At 52.3% G+C, this 20,480-nt stretch carries 22 protein-coding genes; 14 read left to right on the top strand and 8 right to left on the bottom strand.

The features are described 5' to 3' along the window. Positions 1-47: 47 nt before the first annotated feature. Positions 48-1,019 carry an octaprenyl diphosphate synthase gene (ispB, locus tag CX650_RS07810; protein ID WP_025890099.1) on the bottom strand — a complete coding sequence of 324 codons (972 nt, stop codon included), beginning with the start codon at positions 1,017-1,019 and terminating at the stop codon, positions 48-50. Between the two features lie 273 nt (positions 1,020-1,292). Here ispB and rplU point away from each other — a divergent pair, with 273 nt between their 5' ends. The 7 genes from rplU (at position 1,293) to CX650_RS07775 (ending at position 5,455) form a co-directional block, all read left to right on the top strand. Beyond that, positions 1,293-1,604: a 50S ribosomal protein L21 gene (gene rplU, locus CX650_RS07805; RefSeq protein WP_025012063.1), complete on the top strand. Its 312-nt coding sequence runs from the start codon at positions 1,293-1,295 to the stop codon at positions 1,602-1,604. Positions 1,605-1,618: 14 nt separating this feature from the next. Beyond that, positions 1,619-1,873: a 50S ribosomal protein L27 gene (rpmA, locus tag CX650_RS07800; RefSeq protein ID WP_011760936.1), complete on the top strand. Its 255-nt coding sequence runs from the start codon at positions 1,619-1,621 to the stop codon at positions 1,871-1,873. Between the two features lie 134 nt (positions 1,874-2,007). Continuing rightward, positions 2,008-3,174: an Obg family GTPase CgtA gene (gene cgtA / locus CX650_RS07795; RefSeq protein WP_025012064.1), complete on the top strand. Its 1,167-nt coding sequence runs from the start codon at positions 2,008-2,010 to the stop codon at positions 3,172-3,174. 23 nt (positions 3,175-3,197) lie between these two features. Then, positions 3,198-3,959 (top strand): threonine/serine exporter family protein, encoded by a 762-nt coding sequence (locus CX650_RS07790; protein WP_101053828.1) that lies wholly within the window; start codon positions 3,198-3,200, stop codon positions 3,957-3,959. After that, on the top strand, positions 3,956-4,426 hold the full coding sequence (locus tag CX650_RS07785) for a threonine/serine exporter family protein (protein ID WP_096140910.1): 471 nt from the start codon (positions 3,956-3,958) through the stop codon (positions 4,424-4,426). The genes CX650_RS07790 and CX650_RS07785 overlap by 4 nt, the downstream gene beginning before the upstream one ends. 23 nt (positions 4,427-4,449) lie before the next feature. Continuing rightward, on the top strand, positions 4,450-4,932 hold the full coding sequence (gene folA, locus CX650_RS07780; RefSeq protein WP_101095503.1) for a type 3 dihydrofolate reductase: 483 nt from the start codon (positions 4,450-4,452) through the stop codon (positions 4,930-4,932). Positions 4,933-5,065: 133 nt separating this feature from the next. Beyond that, positions 5,066-5,455 carry a DUF3718 domain-containing protein gene (locus CX650_RS07775; protein ID WP_039033055.1) on the top strand — a complete coding sequence of 130 codons (390 nt, stop codon included), beginning with the start codon at positions 5,066-5,068 and terminating at the stop codon, positions 5,453-5,455. Between the two features lie 5 nt (positions 5,456-5,460). Here CX650_RS07775 and CX650_RS07770 read toward each other — a convergent pair whose 3' ends face one another. Further along, positions 5,461-6,462, bottom strand: a complete 1,002-nt coding sequence (locus CX650_RS07770) for a bifunctional helix-turn-helix transcriptional regulator/GNAT family N-acetyltransferase (protein WP_083399750.1) — start codon at positions 6,460-6,462, stop codon at positions 5,461-5,463. A 191-nt stretch (positions 6,463-6,653) separates the two neighbouring features. Next, positions 6,654-7,190 carry an inosine/xanthosine triphosphatase gene (gene yjjX, locus CX650_RS07765; protein ID WP_101095502.1) on the bottom strand — a complete coding sequence of 179 codons (537 nt, stop codon included), beginning with the start codon at positions 7,188-7,190 and terminating at the stop codon, positions 6,654-6,656. Between the two features lie 232 nt (positions 7,191-7,422). On the opposite strand from yjjX, the gene CX650_RS07760 reads away from it, so the two are divergent. The 3 genes from CX650_RS07760 (at position 7,423) to CX650_RS07745 (ending at position 13,027) form a co-directional block, all read left to right on the top strand. Then, on the top strand, positions 7,423-9,984 hold the full coding sequence (locus CX650_RS07760) for an acylase (RefSeq protein WP_101095501.1): 2,562 nt from the start codon (positions 7,423-7,425) through the stop codon (positions 9,982-9,984). Positions 9,985-10,402: 418 nt separating this feature from the next. After that, on the top strand, positions 10,403-11,716 hold the full coding sequence (locus tag CX650_RS07750) for an aromatic amino acid transport family protein (protein ID WP_039033058.1): 1,314 nt from the start codon (positions 10,403-10,405) through the stop codon (positions 11,714-11,716). Positions 11,717-11,731: 15 nt separating this feature from the next. After that, positions 11,732-13,027 carry an L-serine ammonia-lyase gene (locus CX650_RS07745; protein ID WP_101095499.1) on the top strand — a complete coding sequence of 432 codons (1,296 nt, stop codon included), beginning with the start codon at positions 11,732-11,734 and terminating at the stop codon, positions 13,025-13,027. A 2-nt stretch (positions 13,028-13,029) separates the two neighbouring features. On the opposite strand, the gene CX650_RS07740 is transcribed toward CX650_RS07745, so the two are convergent. After that, positions 13,030-13,479, bottom strand: a complete 450-nt coding sequence (locus CX650_RS07740) for a GNAT family N-acetyltransferase (RefSeq protein ID WP_101095498.1) — start codon at positions 13,477-13,479, stop codon at positions 13,030-13,032. 297 nt (positions 13,480-13,776) lie between these two features. Here CX650_RS07740 and CX650_RS07735 point away from each other — a divergent pair, with 297 nt between their 5' ends. Continuing rightward, a complete protein-coding gene (locus CX650_RS07735) occupies positions 13,777-15,099 on the top strand; it encodes a dicarboxylate/amino acid:cation symporter (RefSeq protein WP_039033182.1) in 1,323 nt (440 codons plus the stop codon). A 61-nt stretch (positions 15,100-15,160) separates the two neighbouring features. On the opposite strand, the gene CX650_RS07730 is transcribed toward CX650_RS07735, so the two are convergent. Next, positions 15,161-15,574, bottom strand: a complete 414-nt coding sequence (locus CX650_RS07730) for an META domain-containing protein (RefSeq protein WP_039033061.1) — start codon at positions 15,572-15,574, stop codon at positions 15,161-15,163. A 136-nt stretch (positions 15,575-15,710) separates the two neighbouring features. On the opposite strand from CX650_RS07730, the gene CX650_RS07725 reads away from it, so the two are divergent. Beyond that, positions 15,711-15,878 carry a hypothetical protein gene (locus CX650_RS07725; protein WP_229799892.1) on the top strand — a complete coding sequence of 56 codons (168 nt, stop codon included), beginning with the start codon at positions 15,711-15,713 and terminating at the stop codon, positions 15,876-15,878. Positions 15,879-15,932: 54 nt separating this feature from the next. Here CX650_RS07725 and CX650_RS07720 read toward each other — a convergent pair whose 3' ends face one another. Next, positions 15,933-16,799 carry a diguanylate cyclase domain-containing protein gene (locus CX650_RS07720; RefSeq protein WP_101095496.1) on the bottom strand — a complete coding sequence of 289 codons (867 nt, stop codon included), beginning with the start codon at positions 16,797-16,799 and terminating at the stop codon, positions 15,933-15,935. A 120-nt stretch (positions 16,800-16,919) separates the two neighbouring features. After that, the gene (locus CX650_RS07715) at positions 16,920-17,873 is read right to left on the bottom strand and encodes a nucleotidyl cyclase domain-containing protein (RefSeq protein ID WP_101095495.1); all 954 of its coding nucleotides are present in this window, start codon (positions 17,871-17,873) and stop codon (positions 16,920-16,922) included. A gap of 129 nt (positions 17,874-18,002) precedes the next feature. On the opposite strand from CX650_RS07715, the gene CX650_RS07710 reads away from it, so the two are divergent. Then, the gene (locus tag CX650_RS07710; RefSeq protein ID WP_101095494.1) at positions 18,003-18,539 is read left to right on the top strand and encodes a GNAT family N-acetyltransferase; all 537 of its coding nucleotides are present in this window, start codon (positions 18,003-18,005) and stop codon (positions 18,537-18,539) included. A 26-nt stretch (positions 18,540-18,565) separates the two neighbouring features. Then, positions 18,566-18,895 carry a hypothetical protein gene (locus CX650_RS07705; RefSeq protein ID WP_101095493.1) on the top strand — a complete coding sequence of 110 codons (330 nt, stop codon included), beginning with the start codon at positions 18,566-18,568 and terminating at the stop codon, positions 18,893-18,895. Between the two features lie 64 nt (positions 18,896-18,959). Here CX650_RS07705 and metK read toward each other — a convergent pair whose 3' ends face one another. Next, positions 18,960-20,111 (bottom strand): methionine adenosyltransferase, encoded by a 1,152-nt coding sequence (gene metK, locus CX650_RS07700; RefSeq protein ID WP_071475766.1) that lies wholly within the window; start codon positions 20,109-20,111, stop codon positions 18,960-18,962. Between the last annotated feature and the right edge of the window lie 369 nt (positions 20,112-20,480).

Below are 20,480 nucleotides of genomic sequence, written 5' to 3'. Positions count from 1 at the left end.
GTTCAACAAATTCAACTGATGGGTTTTAATCCGTCGTCTTAAGCCTATCAGTGACTGCGGGCTACGGCGATTTTGGCTAGGCTTATCAGCGCCTGCTTGTAGTCGGACTCAGGCAGCACCGAAAGGGCTTCTATGGCCTTGTCAGACTCTTCATAGGCCCTTTGTTGGGTATATTCCAATGCGCCGCAGGTGTTGAGCGCATCTATTATCGCCTCGATATGCTCGGTGCCGTCACCTTGTTCAATCGCCTGGCGGATCATCTGCCGCTGTGGCTCTGTACCATGGGCGATGGCGTAGATGAGTGGCAGTGTGGGTTTACCTTCGGCGAGGTCATCACCTATGTTCTTGCCCAGCTCTTCGGCGTCGGCAGTGTAGTCCAGCAGGTCATCGGTTAACTGGAAGGCGGTGCCCAGGTATTTGCCATAGTCGGCCAGCGCCGTTTCCATTTCGCTGTCGCAGCCGGCCAGCACACCGGCAAGACGGGTTGCTGCTTCAAACAACTTGGCAGTCTTGCAGTAAATAACCCGCATATAGCTGGCTTCTGTGGTATCCGGATCGTTGCAGTTCATTAACTGCAGCACTTCACCCTCGGCCAGTACGTTAGTAGTGTTGGCCAGCACCTGCAGTACCTTCATCGACTCCAGCTCTGTCATCATCTGGAAAGAACGGGTATAAAGGAAGTCGCCAACCAGCACGCTGGCACTGTTGCCAAACAGGGCGTTGGCGGTTTCCCGTCCACGGCGCAGAGTAGATTCATCCACCACATCGTCGTGAAGCAGCGAAGCCGTATGAATAAACTCTATAATAGCAGCCAGCTTTAGGTGTGCTTCACCACTATAGTCGAGTGATCTGGCCGCCAGAATCGACAGTAACGGCCGCATACGCTTGCCGCCACCGTTGATGATGTAGAACCCCAATTGATTGATCAGGGCAACATCAGATTCGAGTTGTTTGTAGATCAGTTGATTGACGGCTTGCATGTCGGCGTCAGCCAGCTGACGGATAGCAGTTAAATCCATAGTAGACTCTAGGTATGAAGGAACGCCGAATCGGCAGCTCCCGATAAGCTTAAATATTTTAATAGACCGAAGTTTACCTAAAATTAATGAACAAGACAGTAGCAGAGAGATCAATGTGCGAGTTAATCCGGTCTTTTTTTCTTCTTCGTCAATTAGGGCTTGCCAGTAAAGGATTCTTCGCGTAAACTCCGCGCCCATTGTCATTAAAGTTTTTGTAGCACCCAGCCTCATAGAGATGAGCCGGCGTGTTAAGAATTTCGGAGTAAAATAGCTATGTACGCTGTTTTTCAAAGTGGTGGTAAGCAACACCGTGTTGCTGAAGGCCATACTGTTCGTTTGGAAAAAATTGAAGTTGCCACTGGTGAGACTATCGAGTTCGATCAAGTTCTGCTGATCGCTGATGGTGAAAACGTCCAAGTGGGTACCCCTCTGGTAGCAGGCGGTAAAGTTGTGGCTACTGTTGTTAGCCATGGCCGTGGTGAAAAGGTAACTATCCAAAAGTTCAACCGTCGTAAGCACCACGAGAAGAAAATGGGCCACCGTCAGTGGTTCACTGAAGTTAAAATCACTGCTATCAACGCTTAATAGGAGTCTGACTCATGGCACACAAAAAAGCTGGCGGTTCTACTCGTAACGGCCGCGATTCAGAAAGCAAACGTCTTGGTGTAAAGCGCTTCGGCGGCGAATCAGTTCTGGCTGGTAACATCATTGTTCGTCAACGTGGTACTAAATTCCACGCAGGTGTTAACGTAGGTATCGGTCGTGACCATACTCTGTTTGCCCTGACTGACGGCAAAGTTAAGTTTGAAGTTAAAGGTCCTAACAACCGTAAGTTCGTTAGCATCGAAGACTAATCTTCAAACCAGAATTGCTTGAGCCCCGCCATTGGTGGGGCTTTTGTTTTGGGCGAAAGCCATAGTTTCTGTTTTTTGGCGCCTTGCAGGGTTAGGCAGTATAATTGCCCCATTCCGTGGTGCCAGGAGTATGTATGAAGTTTGTCGATGAGGCAGTGATCAGAGTTGAAGCTGGAGATGGTGGCAGTGGCTGCGTCAGCTTCAGACGTGAAAAGTACGTGCCGGATGGTGGTCCAGACGGTGGCGATGGTGGCGACGGTGGCAGTGTTTATCTGCAAGCCGACGAAAACCTCAACACCCTGATTGACTATCGTTTTGAGCGTTTCCATATGGCCGAGCGCGGTGAAAACGGCCGCGGCCGTGACTGTACCGGTAAAGGCGGCCAGGACTTGGTACTCAAGGTACCTGTGGGTACCCGTGCGGTTGATGAAGAAACCGACGAAGTGCTCGGAGACCTGACCAAGCATGGTCAGAAGCTGTTGGTGGCCAAAGGTGGTTTCCACGGTCTTGGCAATACCCGCTTTAAGAGCAGTGTTAACCGTGCCCCCAGACAAAAAACCCTGGGCACCCCCGGTGAAGTGCGTAGCTTGCGTCTTGAGCTGATGCTGTTGGCCGATGTGGGCCTGCTTGGTATGCCAAATGCAGGTAAGTCGACCTTTATTCGGGCGGTTTCCCGCGCGACACCAAAAGTGGCCGATTATCCCTTTACCACCTTGGTTCCTAATCTGGGGGTAGTAAACCCACGTCCAGGGCAGAGCTTTGTGGTGGCAGATATCCCAGGGTTGATCGAAGGTGCCGCCGAAGGTGCCGGTCTGGGTATTCGCTTCCTCAAGCACCTTGAGCGTTGCCGTGTATTGCTGCATATCCTGGATATCGAGCCTATCGATGGCACCAGCCCGGCCGAAGCGGCCAAGGCGATTGTCACTGAGCTTGAAAAATACTCGCCCAAGCTGGCTTCCAAGCCACGTTGGCTGGTGTTCAACAAGACAGATCTGCTGCTGGAAGAAGAGCTGCAGGAAAGAGTCGACAGCATAGTCAAGGAGATGGGCTGGGAAGGGGATGTTTACACCATCTCGGCTTATACCCGTGAAGGCACCAAGGAACTGGCAGAAAAGCTCTATGACTTTATCAGCAGTCTGCCGGCGGAAGAGCAACAGCAAGATCCTGACGCCGATGTTGAGTTCAAATGGGACAACTACCATCAGGATAGCCTGGAAGATCTCAACGAAGACTATGATGATGAGTTCGACGATGACTTCGACGACGATGATTATGATGTTGAGGTTATTTACCAAAGATAATATCTGAGCGAGCCTGAACACCTGTGTACGCTGATACCCAAAACGATATCACCCGGCAGGTCGTCCGGGTTGCTCAGCTATTGCTGGCCTACGGCGCTGAATCTGAACTGGTTGAAGAGATCAGTCAGCGTCTTGGCCGGGCACTTGGCTTGGCCAGTGTCGAGCTATCCATCTCCTCCAATTCGCTGGTGCTCACCAGCTTGGTTTCCGGTCGTTGTATTACCACTACCCGGCGCATTCGTGAGCACGGCATTAATATGACAGTGGTGTGCGAGTTGCAACGCATTTGCCTGCTGGCCGAAAAAGGCCTCTATGGCCCCAATGAAGTCCGCAAACGCCTCGCCAGACTGCAACCCAAAACCTACCCCAAGTGGCTGCTTATCCCCATGATAGGCCTCTCCTGCGGCAGTTTTTGTCACCTGTTCGGTGGCGACCTGGCCGCATGTTTTATCACTTTCTTTGCTTCTGTGATTGGCATGTTTGTGCGCCTGGCCATGGCGCAACGTCACTTCAATGTGTTGGTGAACTTTGCCGTGACCGCCTTCGTCACCAGCTTGGCAGCCCAGTTGGGGTATCTCTATCCTGTGACCCAAACCCCTGAGCTGGCGATGGCGGCCTCTGTGCTGATGCTGGTTCCCGGCTTTCCGATGATCAACTCGATATCGGATATGGTTAAAGGCCATATGAATGTGGGGATCTCCCGCTGGGGGCAGGCGACCTTGATGACAGTCTCCTCCGTGATAGGCATTACCATTGCCATGCAGCTTGGGGGGATCTTTCTATGATGGACACTCTGTTGTTACTGCTGAATGATGCCTTTTTCTCGGCTATTCCCGCCATGGGTTTTGCCATGCTGTTCAATGTTCCCAGGCGTTATCTGCTTTACTGTGCCCTGGCCGGGGCCATAGGCCACAGCTCACGGACCTTGATGTTGCAGTTTGGCTTGCCGATAGAGTGGGCCACCTTTGCCGCTGCCGCCATCATAGGCATGGTGACTATTGCCTTTGCCAAGCGTCATCTGGCACCGCCGCTGTTGTATGCCGTGGCGGCAATTATCCCTATGATCCCGGGTTCCTATGCCTACAACACTGTGATTGCCTTGGTGCAATTGACCGCTCAGTCACAACTCAGTACCGAGCTATGGGAGCAGGTGGTTACCAATGGCCTGAAAACCGTGTTCATTCTCGGGGCTTTATCTGTCGGTCTGGCCATGCCCAGCCTGCTGTATTTCCGTACTCGCCCGGTAATTTAATCCAATAATAACAAGGAGCGTATATGCGCATCGCCATGATTGCCGCCATGGCCCATGACAGAGTCATAGGCAAAGATAACCAAATGCCCTGGCACCTGCCGGAAGATCTGCGCCATTTTAAGCAGATGACCCTGGGAAAGCCGGTGGTGATGGGACGTAAGACCTTTGAATCCATAGGTCGTCCTCTGCCCGGGCGCCACAACATAGTGATCAGCCGCCAGAGCGACTATGCCCCGGAAGGTGTGACCCGGGTTTCTTCCTTCAAAGAAGCCGTGGAAGCAGCAGGAAACTGCGAAGAACTGGTGGTGATAGGTGGTGGTCAGCTCTACCGGGAAATCCTGCCTCAGGCCGATAGGCTGTATCTGACAGAGATAGACTTGCAAGTGGAAGGGGACACTCGCTTTCCTGAATGGAACGATGGCAGCTGGCAGCAAGTTTACGAGGAAAGTGGTCGCGGTGTAAATGGATTGGGTTTTCGCTTTATTAATATGATTAGAAAATGTTAAATTTGAGCAGACTTTTGAACCCTGAAACGTGAGTGGCACCGGCCACGAAGCGATCCTTATCCCCAAGAGTCCCCGGCAGACAAGTCTGCCGGGGACTCTTGGTTTTAATAACAATTACAAAAAGGAGTGTCAGATGCGTCTGTTGCCCGTGGCCATTGCTGCACTGATTGCTGTATCTTCAGTGTCATCCCCTTCAACTGCAAAAGCCGAAGATCTGTTGGCTGCCAGTATCTGTGATTACGTCAAGTCCAACGATAAAAATCGCCTGCGTAAGAAATTGAAAGAAAATCGAGTGAAACTGCGTAATATCTATTCAGGACTTTCCTGTGACGGCGAAAGCCTGCTGCGCACTGCCTATCACAGCAACGCCGAAGATACCGGCGAGTTTATCGCCAAGCGCTTGTCAAAAACCGAATTGGAAGTGGTGGAAGCTGACGGCAAGACCATAGTCGACTGGGCCGACGCCAATGGTTTTGGCGCCAGCATTATTACCCTGGCCATTAAAGAGCGCTTAGGCAGCTGAATCCGCTAAAGTGTCAACAACATAGGGATTTCGCAGGCGCTGTGGCCGGTATTGCCAAGGGGCTTGGGTAAGGTGGTAAAGCCCAGGCTGGCGTAGAGGCCGAGCGCTTGTGGCAACAGTTGGGTAGTTTCCAGATAGCAGGCCTTATATCCCTGCTCGCGGGCAAAGCTGAGACATTGCAGTGCCAAACGGCGGGAGAGCCCCAGGCCTCGTAGTGCGGGCATAAAGTACATCTTCTGCAACTCACACACGCCATCTTCGCCGGGTAAGGGGGCGATACCGGCACCGCCGAGCAGTTGCTGCTGTTTTTCAATTATCCAATATTGGCTTCCTGGCTGAGTATATTGGCGACTCAGGTGATCCAGGGTCGGGTCGGCTACACTATAACCCTTATCGGGTGTCAGGCCATATTCGGCCGATACTGCGCGTATCACGGCGGCTAACTCGGCATCGTCTGCCGCCTGCAGTGGCCGGATTATTACCCCTTGTTGACTCTTGGCCTTGGTAATCGCCTTATTGTAGCAGCGCAGGCTGGCTTCCAGTTGGGTCACCTCGCTTGGTGCCAGCTGGGCAAGAATGTCAGCAAATTGGTTATCCTGTTGGTTATCCAATTGTTGCAGCATCCTATGCCCGGCCGGAGTCAGGCTGACCTGCAGACAGCGATTGTCCCTGGGATTAGCCTTGGTTTGCACGAGTTGTTTCTTGACCAGATGACTGACGGCACGACTGGCATTGGATTTATCGATATTGAGCAGGTTTCCCAGCTCCTTGATACTGAGATCTTGCTGTCCCAGCTCCAGCAGTGTGTGTGCCTGCACCGGGGTCAGTGGCAGTTGCCCACAGGCGCCGGACAACATACCCAGTTGCCGTACCAAGTGACGTGACAGTTGTCTGAGTACAGGACTGACCTGGGCCAGTTCATCCTGAGATGGTTCCTGGTGAGAGCTCGGCTCTTTAACATCAGGCTTGGATGAGCCTAAACTTAACGGTTTTGTACTGAGGGACATCTAAGGAATTACCTCGCAAATGATAAAATGGTTGCGTAAAGCAACTAATTCTGAATTCAACTTAGCTCAGTCTGTATCTATTTGCAACAGTTGGGTTTGGTCATCGTCCCGCATTTACACAGGTCGCTTGGAAAAGATTGAAGTGGGGAGGTCAACAACACCGCCGTTATTAATAACAGCGGTTGCTGGTATCAGTAAAGCTCCGGGTAACGCAGTGGCGCCGATGCGAGCAGCAAGGCCGAGTGATAAATACTCTCGCGAGTAGCATGCCCTTGGGTCAAGAGTCCTATGGCGCCACCTGCCTGTTTGACATTGACGGTATTGAACAGCGAATCCATCACATCTCCCAGTTCTTCACCGGCCTTGAGCGCGGCATAAACCTTGGGCGGCAGGGGCAGGTGAGCACTGCGGCCGACGCAGAGGCGTTCTTTGGTGGCTATAACCACATAGGCAAAGGTGGCTGGCCCCTGGGGGAAATCATCCACCCCACCTTCCATTGCCAGATAGTAATCGGCATCTGCATTCGCCTTGCACCATTCCACCCTGTTGATGGCTCCCTGGCGGGTATCGGCATCTGTCATGGGTTGCTCCGCCACACCGGATGGCGCCTTCATTGCTTGGCAGTGGATCTCGGCGTCGGGATGCAGGGCGTGGACCGCATTCTCGGCGGCTTTGATTTTCACCGGGTTGGTAGAACCCACCACTATCTGTAACTGTTTTTGTTTCATATTTGTTTTATTGATGGATCTTTGATGTAGACGGGCGTTTGAATCGTTGTTTAAATGGTCGGAGGTGCGACCTTGAGTTGGGCGTCATTGTGACGTGCCATAAATCACAACGCAAGGTGCACCGAGGGACACGACATAGGCGCCACGACAAACCCGTATGACTTTGGGGAGTTGTATTGTTCAAGGGGCTGGGCCTTGTCGGATAAATGGCATTAAAAAAGAGATAATTATAATGAAATTCAACAAACTCATGTACGCCATGGGGCTGGCAGGCACCCTGGTACTCGTTGGCTGTTCGGATGACGATAATGATCAGAACCCGCCTCCGGTCGATAACACACTGCAGGCATTTGCACCGGATGGTAAGCTCTCTGTCAGCGTGCGGCGCACCAGTTTCGGTGTGCCTCATATTCAAGCCGACAATTTGGAAAGCCTGGGATTCGGTAACGGCTATGTGCAGGCGCAGGACAATCTGTGCATTCTGGCCGATGGTTTTGTTAAGGCCAACTCAGAGCGTTCCATGTATTTCGGCCCTCATGCCAGCCTGGACTTCACCACAGGGATCCCGGCCCGGGAAGACAATGGCAATCTGATCTCCGACTTTGCCTACAAGGCGCTCAAGGTCAGAGCTCAGGCCGAGGCCAAATGGCCTGAATTCAGCGAAAACTCCCGGGCTCTAATCAGCGGGTTTGTCGCCGGCTATAACCGGTATTTGAGCGATGTGGCCGAAGGCAAGCAACAGGCCGAGCCCTTCTGTGCCGGGCAGCCCTGGGTCAAACCTATCGAAGCTGAAGATGTGGTGACCTACCTGTTTTCAATTGCCCTGTTGCCGGGGGCGGCCAACTTCCTGGATCTGATCTTTTACGCCAATCCGGGGGATGGTGATGAATATTTGCCGCGAATAGTCGGCCCGGCTCCGGCCTCTGCCGCCCAGACCGCTTTTGTCAATGACATCAACAGCAAGCTGATTGCCAGAGCCGCCAATATTTCAACCCCGGAGACCAACCCGGGTGAACTGGGATCCAACGGCTGGGGCCTTGGCAAAGACAAGACGGAAAACGGCAAGGGCATGGTGCTGGGGAACCCGCACTTCCCGCATACGGGTAACCTGAGATTCTGGCAGTCCCATGCCACCATTCCCGGACACCTGGATGTGATGGGCGGCTCTCTGGTCGGCATGCCAGGCCCAATCAATATTGGTTTCAACAAAGATCTCGCCTGGACCCATACCTTCTCCACCGCCGAACATTTTGTGGTCTATAACCTGGAGCTGGTTTCCGGCGACCGAATGCAGTATCTGTTTGATGGTGAGCCTATGCCTATCAGCAAGGAAACCGTGCAGGTGCTGGTCAATGCCGGTCCGGCGGGTATGCTGGTAGCCGAAAAAGATATCTATACCACTCCCAAGGGACCTATAGTCGAAGCGCCTGCGACCCAGGCACCTTTTGGCTGGGATGATGGTCAGGCCTTTATGTTGCAGGATGCTAACATGGCGACCCTGGATCCCGTGGATCACTGGCTGGCGATGAACATGGCCGCCAACAAACAGGAGTTTGTGCAGGCATTTAAAGACTATGACGGCATGATCTTCAATAACACCATGTATGCCGACAGGGAAGGCAACGCCTTCTATATCGATGACTCTACCGTGCCGGGATTATCCGAGGCGGCTGTGGTATTGCTGAAGACTTCCCCTGAGATCAAGGCGGCCAAGGCGCAGGCGGGCTTTACCATATTGCCGGGCAATACCTCACTGTTCGCTTTCGCTGGCCCCACGCCTTTCGAGCGGGCACCCAAGTTGGAACGCACAGATTTTGTGCAAAACTCCAATAACTCCTTCTGGTCTACCAACCCGGCCGAGCCGCTGGAGTATTTTTCTCCCATGTATGGCCCGGAGCGTGGTCAACTGAGCATGAGAACCCGCATGGGACTCAAGCTGCTTGGTGATGCCGCCGGTAGTGATGGTAAGTTCAACCTGGATGAATTGGAGGCGGCAGTGCTCAACAACCGCAGCTATCTGGCCGAAATGGTTTTGGATGATCTGATTGCCCAGTGTGAAGCCAAGGGCAGTGAACCTGTAATGGTCGGTACCCTTGCCAAGGATATCAGCGCTGCCTGCGCGGCGCTCAAGGCCTGGAATGGTCATCAGGACAACGACAGTAAAGGCGGCGCTTTGCTTCGGGAATTCGCCCATCTGTTCAATGACAAAACCATGTTGACCCAAGGCTTTGATTATCTGCAGCCGGCGACCACTCCCACAGGGCTGAGTTCTGACGGTTCGGCGCTCACCGCGCTGGCGCATGCCGCGCTCAACCTGGAAGCGGCCGGTTTTGCCGTCGATGCGCCTCTTGGCAGTGTGCAGTTTGTCGAGCGTTCATTGCCGGATGGCAGCGCCAGTGGCGTGCGTTTGCCCTGGCCCGGCAGTCATCATGCCGAGGGTGGTTTCAACGTATTTTCCACCAGAACCAGTGGTGACGACACTCTGATCCCACAGCACTCTTACGCTCCGGCAACCGATGTACTGAGCGGTAAAGCGCTGGATTCAGGTCTGAGCGCCAAAGGCTATCAGATTCGTTATGGCTCCAGTTGGATGATGGCGGTGAGCTTTACCGATGAGGGCCCGGAGGCGAGAGGGATACTAACCTACTCAGAGACCAGCAATATTCTGCGTCCCGAATTTGCCGATCAGACCGCGCTCTACTCCAGTGAGAAACGGTTCCGCCCCTTGCTGTTCAAAGAAGCGGATATTGATGCGGCAACCGTATCCAAGATGGACCTGACGCTCGAGCGTTAAGCACTATTCATTCTGCTTCAATGCCGTTCATGTCGATGAGCGGCATTTTTTTGCCTGCTGCCGGTTTGTTAATAAAATTACAATTTAGACGGTGATCGCTGTCGGGTTTTAATTCAGCCTTGCTGAGTTACGTCATATTTTTCTCACGAACGTGCTGGTGATCTCTGTTGCTTTTTTTCTCCGCAAACTTGATGCTTTACCGGCTGGTATTCAAGGTAGCACCTTTGTTTCAGCGGCTTTGCGGGGTGGAATTAATTTGTTGCCTAATTGAAATTTTATTACAGCAAAAGGCAGATCTGGATCCCAGTTATGACTCAGAGCCCAAATTCAGTGCCGTGAATGGCGGTTCAGATCAATTTCTTTGCCGGGCGATTGGCTATGCTTGCCGCCAATTTCAGCCGAAGTTAAGGTAATCCTTATGCAACAAGAGATCACAGGTACGCAGGTTCAAGACGCTGTACTGCCCCCCACGGCCCCGGAAAAGGGACAAGTGTCTGGCTCACTATCCTGGACGGCCCAGGACACTACTTGGATGTTGAGTCTGTTTGGCACTGCAGTGGGTGCCGGGATCCTGTTTTTGCCTATGAATGCCGGTCTCGGTGGTTTTTGGCCGCTGTTGTTGTTGACCATCTTGATAGGTCCCATGACCTATCTGTCTCACCGGGGCTTGTCTCGCTTTGTCTGTGCCTCGAAGATTGAAGGCAGTGATATCACTCAAGTGGTCGAGGAGTACTTCGGTGTTGGTGCCGGTCGCGCCATTACCTGGCTCTATTTTTTGGCCATCTATCCGATAGTGTTGATCTATGGCGTAAGTATCACCAATACGGTTGACAGTTTTATGGTGCATCAATTGGGGATGGCATCTTTACCGCGTTGGCTACTGTCCGGGGCTTTGATTGCCGGTATGATGGCTGTGATGGTAGCCGGTGAGCGGTTGATGCTCAAAGTGACCCAGTTCCTGGTCTATCCTCTGGTCGGCATCTTGCTGTTTATGTCGCTCTATCTCATTCCCGATTGGAAGATGGATGCTTTGATGCAGGTTCCATCGGCCGGAGAGTTTCTCGGTATTGTTTGGGTCACCATCCCTGTGTTGATCTTCTCTTTTAACCATTCTCCGGCTATTTCCCAGTTTGCGGTATCGCTAAAGCGGGAACATGGCGCCAATGCGGCCAAGAAGGCCGATATGATCTTGCGTAATACCGCCATGATGCTGCTGGGGTTTGTGATGTTGTTTGTGTTTTCCTGTGTGCTGGCCATGAGTCCGGCACAACTGGCACAAGCCAAGGCATCCAACCTGCCGATTTTGTCTTACCTGGCCAATATCCATGACAGTGCATTTATCAGTTATGTGGGGCCGGTTGTTGCCTTTGTGGCCATAGTATCCTCTTTCTTCGGCCACTATCTGGGAGCCACTGAAGGATTGAAGGGAATTGCCTCCAAACAGTTGCCGTTTGTTCGAGAGCGTTGCAGCGACAAGGGGCTGAATCGCGGTATTCAGCTGTTTATGTTCCTGACCGTTTGGGGCGCGGCGATTGCCAATCCCAGTATTCTGACGATGATTGAAGCTCTGGGCGGCCCAGTGATTGCGGCCATTCTTTACCTGATGCCTATGTATGCCGTTTACAAAGTACCGGCACTCAAGGCCTATCGCGGTCGCTTGAGCAACATTTTTGTGATAGTGGCCGGCTTGATGTCCATGACCGCCATTTTTTACTCCTTCTTCCAAGGCTAAGTTACTGGGGGGAGCATGTTCAGTACCTTTGATATTTTCAAGATAGGTGTGGGTCCTTCCAGTTCCCATACCGTAGGCCCTATGAAGGCGGCGCGGGATTTTGTCGAGCAGCAGCATCTTGACGGACGTTTGAGTCGCCTGACCCGGGTAAGTGTCGATGTCTACGGTTCACTGTCGCTGACCGGCAAGGGCCACCATACAGATATCGCCATCATTATGGGGTTGGCGGGCAATAGTCCGGAGACAGTGGACATAGATGCGATTCCGACATTTATCCAACAGGTGCAGGCCTGTGGTGAACTCGTGCTCGGACACGGGCACAAGGTGGCCTTTCCGGCCGATGCCGTAAAGTTTCACAGTGAGGCCCTGCCGCTGCATGAAAATGCCATGCGGCTCACCGCCTGGGCCGGTGAGCTGGTATTGAGCAGCAAGACCTACTATTCCATCGGCGGTGGTTTTGTGGTGGAAGAGGCCGACTTTGGCAAACAAGTTGTAAGTGAGCGGAGCTTACCTTATCCCTTTACCAATGCCGAAGAGTTGCTGGCGCTGTGCCGTGAACATGGCATGAGTATCAGTGCCTTGATGCTGGCCAATGAAAAGGCGTTGGCTCCGGAGGAGCGCATCTACCGTGGTCTTGGCAATATCTGGCACACAATGAAGCAAGCCATCGACAAGGGATGTCATACCGAAGGGATTCTGGCCGGGCCATTGAGAGTGCCAAGGCGGGCACCGGCACTGTTGCGGCAATTGCAAACCGGGGAGCGCCTTTCCAGCGATCCTATGGTCATAGTCGATTGGGTGAACCTGTTTGCCCTGGCGGTCAGTGAAGAAAATGCGGCCGGTGGCCGGGTAGTGACTTCGCCGACCAATGGCGCCGCCGGGATTATTCCAGCCGTGATGGCTTACTTCGACAAATTTATTCGTCCTTTGGGGCAGAAAGAGTACAGTCGCTTTTTGCTCACGGCCGCGGCCATAGGTGGACTTTACAAACGCAATGCCTCTATCTCGGGCGCCGAAGTAGGGTGTCAGGGGGAGGTCGGGGTTGCCTGCTCCATGGCGGCGGCCGGTTTGGCCGAGCTGATGGGGGCCAGCCCGGCCCAGGTGTGTATGGCGGCCGAAATCGGCATGGAGCACAATCTGGGGCTTACTTGCGATCCTGTCGCCGGGCAGGTTCAGGTGCCCTGTATTGAGCGTAACGCCATTGCCGCCGTGAAGGCGGTTAACTCGGCCCGAATGGCACTGCGCAGGAACTGTGAGCCCAGAGTCAGCCTGGATGGCCTGGCTATTAAGGTCACCAGTATCTGCGCCTGAACTCAGGCGGGCTTTTCTTCATACATCAAGTAGTGGCTCTGACTCATGCCCAGTGATTGGTATGTTTGCTGGGCGCGGGTGTTTTCCTGCTCCACATAGAGCCTGAAGCTTGCGGCGCCGCCTTGGTGCTCTGCCAGTGCCTTAACCTCCTGATACAGGGCGCGATATATACCTTTGCGTCTGTGTTCAGGTTTGATATAGACACTCTGGATCCAGAAGTAGTCGGCGGCGCGCCAGTCGCTCCATTCATAGGTAACCATCAAGGAGCCTGCAATCTCTCCATCTATCTCCGCCACCAGATAAAAACCTTTGGCGGGGTTTTCCAATAGAGTGCTGACGCCGCGGCTCAGGGTGTCGTTGTCCAGTGACAGTCCTTCGGTTTCCTGTGCCATCGCCTGGTTGAAGGCCACCAGGGCCTCGGCGTCTCTTGGGGTACCTTTTCTTATAAGCATAATTATTCCTTTGAGTTCTGTTTGCTTTTGCGCCCGTAGGATTTGCGTGTGCGGGGCACAATTTATCAGCAGTTAGGTGCAGGCGCAAAGGGGACTGGATCAAAAGTGTCACTTCAAGTTTTACCCGGATTATCCAGCCTCAGCTCATGGTAACTCCACCCAGGAGCCGGGCAGCGTGATATAGATCATCCTTGCGACAGGGGCATTGTGCTAAACTCGCGCACCGGCCTTGATGTCTGATCTTGGCCACCTGCCAAGGAAATGGCCCCTCTCTTTTTCAAATATCAAGGTTTACACATGTCAAAACACGAACCTTCACGCATCGGCCGTCTGTGGTCACGCTGGTCGGGGCTGCCTTTGTGGCTGAAGATACTGATAGGTATGGTTCTGGGGATGAGCACAGGACTGATGCTGGGTAAAGACGCCATCTATCTCAAGCCGATAGGGACTTTGTTCGTCAACACTATCAAGATGCTGATAGTGCCATTGGTGTTCTGCTCGCTGATAGTGGGGGTGACCTCAATGCAGGATACCGCCAAGATGGGGCGGATAGGTTTTAAATCCTTTGCTTTCTATCTGGGTACTACTTCCATTGCCATCAGTTTGGGGTTGATTGTCGGTTCTGTCATACGTCCGGGATCCGGCTTGAGTATGACACCTGAAATCGGTACCGAAAAGGTTGCCCAGGCTCCCTCTTTGATGGAAACCCTGATCAACATAGTGCCTACCAATCCAGTATCGGCTTTGGCCGAAGGGCAGATACTGCAGGTGATCGTATTCGCCGTGGCACTGGGGATCGCCCTGGTATTGATAGGGGAACATGGCAAGCCTGCGATTCGGGTATTCGAGAGCCTGGCAGAAGCTATGTACAAGCTGACCGATATGGTGATGAGTCTGGCGCCCTACGGGGTGTTTGGCTTGATGGCTTGGGTGGCTGGTGAATACGGTATGGAGATGTTGTTGCCGCTCATTAAGGTGATTGTTGCTGTTTATATCGGCTGTTTCCTGCATATTGTCGGTTTCTACAGCTTGGTCTTGAGTGTCTTTGCCCGTCTCAATCCATTGCATTTCTTTAAGGGGATAAGCAATGCGATGGCCGTCGCCTTCACCACGTCAAGCTCGGCGGGGAGCTTGCCGGCCAGTATGAAGTGTGCCAGTGAGTACCTGGGGGTGAACAAGAAGATTTCCAGTTTTGTGCTGCCGCTGGGTACCACTATCAACATGGATGGCACCGCACTCTACCAAGGGGTGACCGCGCTGTTTGTGGCTCAGGCCTTTGGCATAGACCTCACCTGGGTGGACTACATCACCATTATTCTGACTGCGACGCTGGCTTCTATAGGTACTGCGGGGGTGCCCGGCGCCGGTTTGGTGATGTTGACGCTGGTGCTGACCACAGTAGGTTTGCCGCTGGAAGGGGTGGCGATTATTGCCGGTATCGACCGTATTCTGGATATGGCCCGCACTGTGGTTAACGTCTCCGGTGACTTGGTGGCTACCACAGTGATTGCCAAGTCGGAAAATGAACTGGATATTGAACACTACAATGCCGATATGCAGCAGAGTGCTCTGATAGCTGAACAGAATGCCGTTGACACTATAGAGCATGGCCGTAATTGATATGAGTTACATAAATGAAAAAACCGCCTGAAGGCGGTTTTTTTATGACTGAAGGGAAAAATCAGAGGCTGCTGAGTTGCAGCAGAACCTGGCCGTCAACACCCTTGAGCAAGAGCTTGCCATTGCTCATTTCACCTTGGGTCACCTGAGGCATGGCCTGCATCACCAGTTGTTCTTGGGCCATCAGTGCATCGACACAAGCTTTCATTGTACTGCCGGCGGGTGAGAGTTTTAACTTCAGGCCTTCCTGGGAATAGGTGCCGAAGAAGTTATTGCAGCTGTTGTTACCGGACAATTTGCCGTCCTTGGTAAAAACCAACTGGGCGGGACTGTAATCTATAGTCGGTTGTCCCATAATGCTTTCTACTTGCCAGCTGCCTTCCAGTGGCAGAAACTGACCTTGGGTATCCGGGGTGGTTTGGCAGGCAGCCAGACCAAATAGCAGCGCAGCAGCTACGAGAGTTTTCTTAATCATGGTCATTTTTCCATTAGTCTATAAAGCCTTTATAGTGTGACAAGAATAACGCGGATTAAAAAGGGGGAGAAGGGTGATATCCAATGCTAACTCAGTGATAGGCCTTCTAAAGTTGTTACATTGGATCGGAGTGTTAATGCTGCTTGTCGGTGTTGGGCTTTATATGTTGACTACTATGGCGCTTGAAGTCAGCGGAATGTTGATTATTGCCTCGCTGATAGGCTTGGGGTTGGTATTTATGTCGCCATATCCTGTGGTTATCTTTATCCAATGGGCCAAGGCTCAGGATAAAAAAACGCAATAAACGTTTAAGTTCAAAATTAGCATGAACGGCCATGGCGCAAGCGGTTTTCCCGGATTAACTTGAGGCCTTATATTGCAGTAGATCTTGCTTTGCCAGTTCCAACATAGGTGAAAGTTCGAAGTGGGAGTCAGGTGCAAAGAAGCTTTTCCCAACCAGCAGTTGTAGGCCGCAATCGCTGCGACTAACTCGTTTTTTTAAGCGACTGGTAAGAATATCCAAATGCGCTTGGTTGTCTACAAATGCCAGGATAATGAATTGGCTCTTATTCAACCTGGTGCAGATATCTGCTTCACGCATGTTCTCCAGTATCACCCTTGCCAGCATTTTCAGGGCCTTATCTTGTTGCAGTCCGGCAATACGGTTTGAGTTAAGTTCCTTGCCTTCCAACAGTAAAAGTCCGGCATGGGAGCCCAAACGGCGACTAAGACTCAGCTGTCTTGATGCCAGCAGATTAAAGCCCCTGGGATTGAGCATACCTGTGAGTTCATCTTGTAAAGACAGAGACGTCATCTGTTCCATCAGTTGCAACTGTCCAAGCTCACTCTTGAGCAGCTCAAGCATAGGCTCGAGCAAAGACTGCAGCTGCTCTATCGCTACCTTGGGTTTGCCATTTAGGATCAGTAATTGGCCAAACAGCTTGCCATCGGACCAATGAAGTGGGTACTTGATGGTCTCGGCCGGGTGAGCTGCAAAGTGTTGCAGTATAGAGGCAATATCTTCAAATTCAGTTGGGATTTCAGCCACCGAACTGTGGCTCAGGACCTGTAGCTTGGTGTCTGGCATATGCTGTAGTAACAGCACAGTTTGGGCGTGAAATATTTCTCTGACAGTGGCTAAACGGTTTTGCCAATGGCTAAGCTTCAAAGGGTCGTTGGGGTGGTCTCTTAAGCTGCTGGTTTTTTCCGTCAGTTGCGCATGCATATAGTTATCGTATTTTTGATGGCAGGGATTGCCTCAGGATACCTAACCGTTTGCGTTAATAAAATGCAAATAATCAGTTATTGGATCTGAGTCTTTTTAATGCTTGTTCTGTGCTTTGAATCAAGGCTTTTCTGCTTCTTTCTTCTGTTTGGATGACTTGAGCCCTGCTCTGGCACTTTCTAGCATGGGGGCCAACTTGGCTGCTGAGTCCGGGCTGAAAAAGCAACTGCTGGAGTCCAACTGCAATGGAGCCGAAAACTGGTTCATCTGCCGCTCAAGGCGCTTGATGATATGTTCCAGATCCCGCTCCAGATCGACAAACACCAGTAGGACATATTGGCTGTCGTTGTAGTGGGCGGCAATATCCGCGGTTCTTATGGTACTGAGGATCAGGTTACCGAGTTCCTTATGATGACGTGCCAGCGTTTCGGCATCCATATTCGCCCCGGGTATCAACTCGAAAAAAATAATGCCTGAATGAGCACCGAAGCGGCGACCGAGATTGAGCTGTCTTGGCGCCATCATAATGAAACCATAACGGTTGAGTATGCCTGTATCCCGGTCTCGCATGGATAGCGATTCGATTCTATGGCTTTGGCATAGGAGCGCCAAGTCTTGCTGCAGCAGAATTTGAAACGGTTCCAGCATATAAGGGCTTATATGTTGCTGCTCGTTGGCATGGGCATTGATGACACACAGGCAACCGAACACCGAGCCATCGGGCCAGAGCACGGGCCGGGATAGAATCCCAAGGACATTGCTGAACTCTTTTGGATTGTCATTATAGGTGGAGCGGGTGAGATCCAGATTAACGCCCTCGGGTGGGCTATCGACCATACGCTGGAATACACTTTCGTCTGCAGAGAATACCTTACCGGGTGGGAACCTGTGGCTGGCATCGGCGGCGCTGACAATGACTTCAAATCCCTGTTCTGTCTTTTGCAGCACAAAGACTTTGTCGGCCTGGTAGTAACGTTTCATTAGCTCACATTGATGCATCCAGCGAATAAGGTTGAGTCTGTGGCTTTCATTTTCCAATAGGCTCTTGCCTGGGTCTATGGTATCCGGGAGCATGTCTCTTCCTGAGTGATGTGGCTTAAGTTCAACTTTAAGTGTGGAAGCAGTATAGGAATTTCGCAAATCGAGTGCGGCTTAAACCTGCTTTGGCTATAATGCGGCTTCTTTTCTTGCTGAGTCTTTTTAATGCTGCAAACCATGCAATACCGCCAGGCCGAGGCGGCCGATATTGAGACGATTGCCAGTCTGGAGCAGCGCTTCGGCCAGGATGAATTGAGTGCCAGAGAGCGCACTCAAGGCATGCAAGGGCAGGGCTTTTCTGCCAAGGAGCTTGAACCTCTGGTGGCTTCCGGCCTGGTGTGGTTGGCGTTGGACGCGACTAAGGTAGCCGGTTATCTGATAACCGGCAGTTGGGATAAACTCAAGCATTCGCCTTTGTGTCAGGCCCTCTGCCGGCAACTGGCCCAGAATCGCTTTGACCTGGAATTGAATTGGCAGCAGACTTTGCATTACGGTCCGGTTTGGGTGCATCCTGATTATCGTGGCAAGGGCGTATTTGATAAGCTTTATGGCGCCGCCAGAGCCAACATCAGTGCGCCTTGGCTGGCACTGATCGCCGAGGATAACGAGGCGTCTATACGTGCCCATAGCCGGGATGGCCGCATGCGCACCCTGGATTTTGTCACCCTATGTGGCCGGGATTTCTATCTGCTGCTGGGTTAACAGGCGCTTTGACGCGGGAGAGTAAGATGCAAAACACGCCAGAAACCCTACTGCAATCCTGTGAGTCGCTAAGGCTTTCTGCCTGGGATAATGTCAGATACCTGGTGTCTGTTTTGACGCTGCAGGGTCAGCAGGCAAAGGCTTTTGAAGCCAAAATCGATGGCAAGCCGCATTATCTGCTGCAAGCCTTGGGCGTCTGTTTCGACTGTGGGCGCAGCAATAGCTATCAGGTGCAGATCCGCCTGTTGACCGATACCGAATTCACTCCAATGAAAGTGTTGGATATCACGCCGCTATCGGCCGAGCAGTTGGGTTACCTCTGTATGGAAACGGCCCATTTCGATCACTGCTACTGAGATATCGCCCGATAAATAGATATAAAAAAACCGCCCTGAGGCGGTTTTTTGCAAGCTGAGTCTATTACAGACCTGCGTCGGCACGCAGGGCTTCAGCCTTGTTGGTTTGCTCCCATGGGAACTCGTCACGGCCGAAGTGACCGTAAGCGGCGGTGCCTTGATAGATGGGGCGCGCCAGATCCAGCATCTCGGTCAGGCCGTATGGACGCAGATCGAAGTGCTGACGTACCAACTGGATAAGCAATTCTTGCGAGACTTTGCCTGTGCCGAAGGTTTCCACACTGATGGAGGTCGGTTCGGCCACACCAATGGCGTAAGACACCTGGATTTCACAGCGGTCAGCCAGACCGGCAGCCACTATGTTTTTGGCAACGTAACGGGCAGCGTAAGCGGCGCTACGGTCAACCTTGGATGGGTCTTTACCTGAGAAGGCGCCACCACCGTGACGGGCCATGCCGCCATAGGTATCAACGATGATCTTGCGACCGGTCAAACCACAGTCACCCATAGGGCCACCGATAACAAAACGGCCGGTTGGGTTGATGAAGTACTTGGTGTCCTTGTTCAGCCATTGGGCAGGCAATACTGGCTTGATGATGGTTTCCATCACGCCTTCCACCAGATCCGCCTGGCTGACGCTTTCGCAATGCTGGGTAGAAAGTACCACGGCATCGATACCGACAATCTTGTTGTCTTCGTAGGCGAAAGTCACCTGAGACTTGGCATCGGGACGCAGCCAAGGCAGAGCGCCGCTCTTGCGGACTTCTGACTGGCGCTTAACCAACTGGTGAGCGTAGGTGATAGGAGCCGGCATCAGCACGTCGGTCTCATTGCTGGCGTAACCGAACATCAGACCCTGGTCACCGGCACCCTGTTCTTTGGGATCGGCACGGTCTACACCCTGGTTGATATCGGGGGACTGCTTGCCGATGGCGTTCAGTACCGCACAGCTGTCGGCATCAAAACCCATATCCGAGTGGGTATAACCTATTTCGCGAACGGTTTTACGGGTCAGTTCTTCAATATCGACCCAGGCCGAGGTGGTGACTTCACCGGCCACCAGTACCATACCTGTCTTGACCAGGGTTTCACAGGCTACACGGGCCTTGGGATCCTGAGCCAGAATCGCGTCGAGTACCGCATCAGAAATCTGATCGGCGATTTTATCTGGATGTCCTTCTGAGACTGACTCAGAGGTAAACAAGTGTTTTGCCATAATTCGGAAAATCTCGTCTGTGGAATTCAAACGTGTAGAAGCATCTACATCTAGACGGCCATTTTAGTGGAATTCGACTTGGATGACACCCCTTGTCGCAAATATTTGTGCGCCATGGCGCAGGAATCGGCTCAAATGACTAAGAGCTTTTTCCACTATTTTCAGCTATTTTGCTGAAATGTATCAGATTCATCTGTATCTGGGTGAGGAGTTTTCCTATGGCGCTTTAACCCAGGTAGCCGCATTGAAAGCGAACAGCGGACAGGCAAGTTGACAGCTTTGTGAGCGGCAAGCTTCGCAAATGAGGCGCAAATGTAAACACAAAGCAAAGCCTGGGCTGCTTTTAGCGTCGTGAGTGGGTGAATTTTA

It is taken from the genome of Shewanella indica (assembly GCF_002836975.1).
GTDB lineage: Bacteria > Pseudomonadota > Gammaproteobacteria > Enterobacterales > Shewanellaceae > Shewanella > Shewanella indica.
This window is presented reverse-complemented; position numbering and strand designations above follow the sequence as displayed.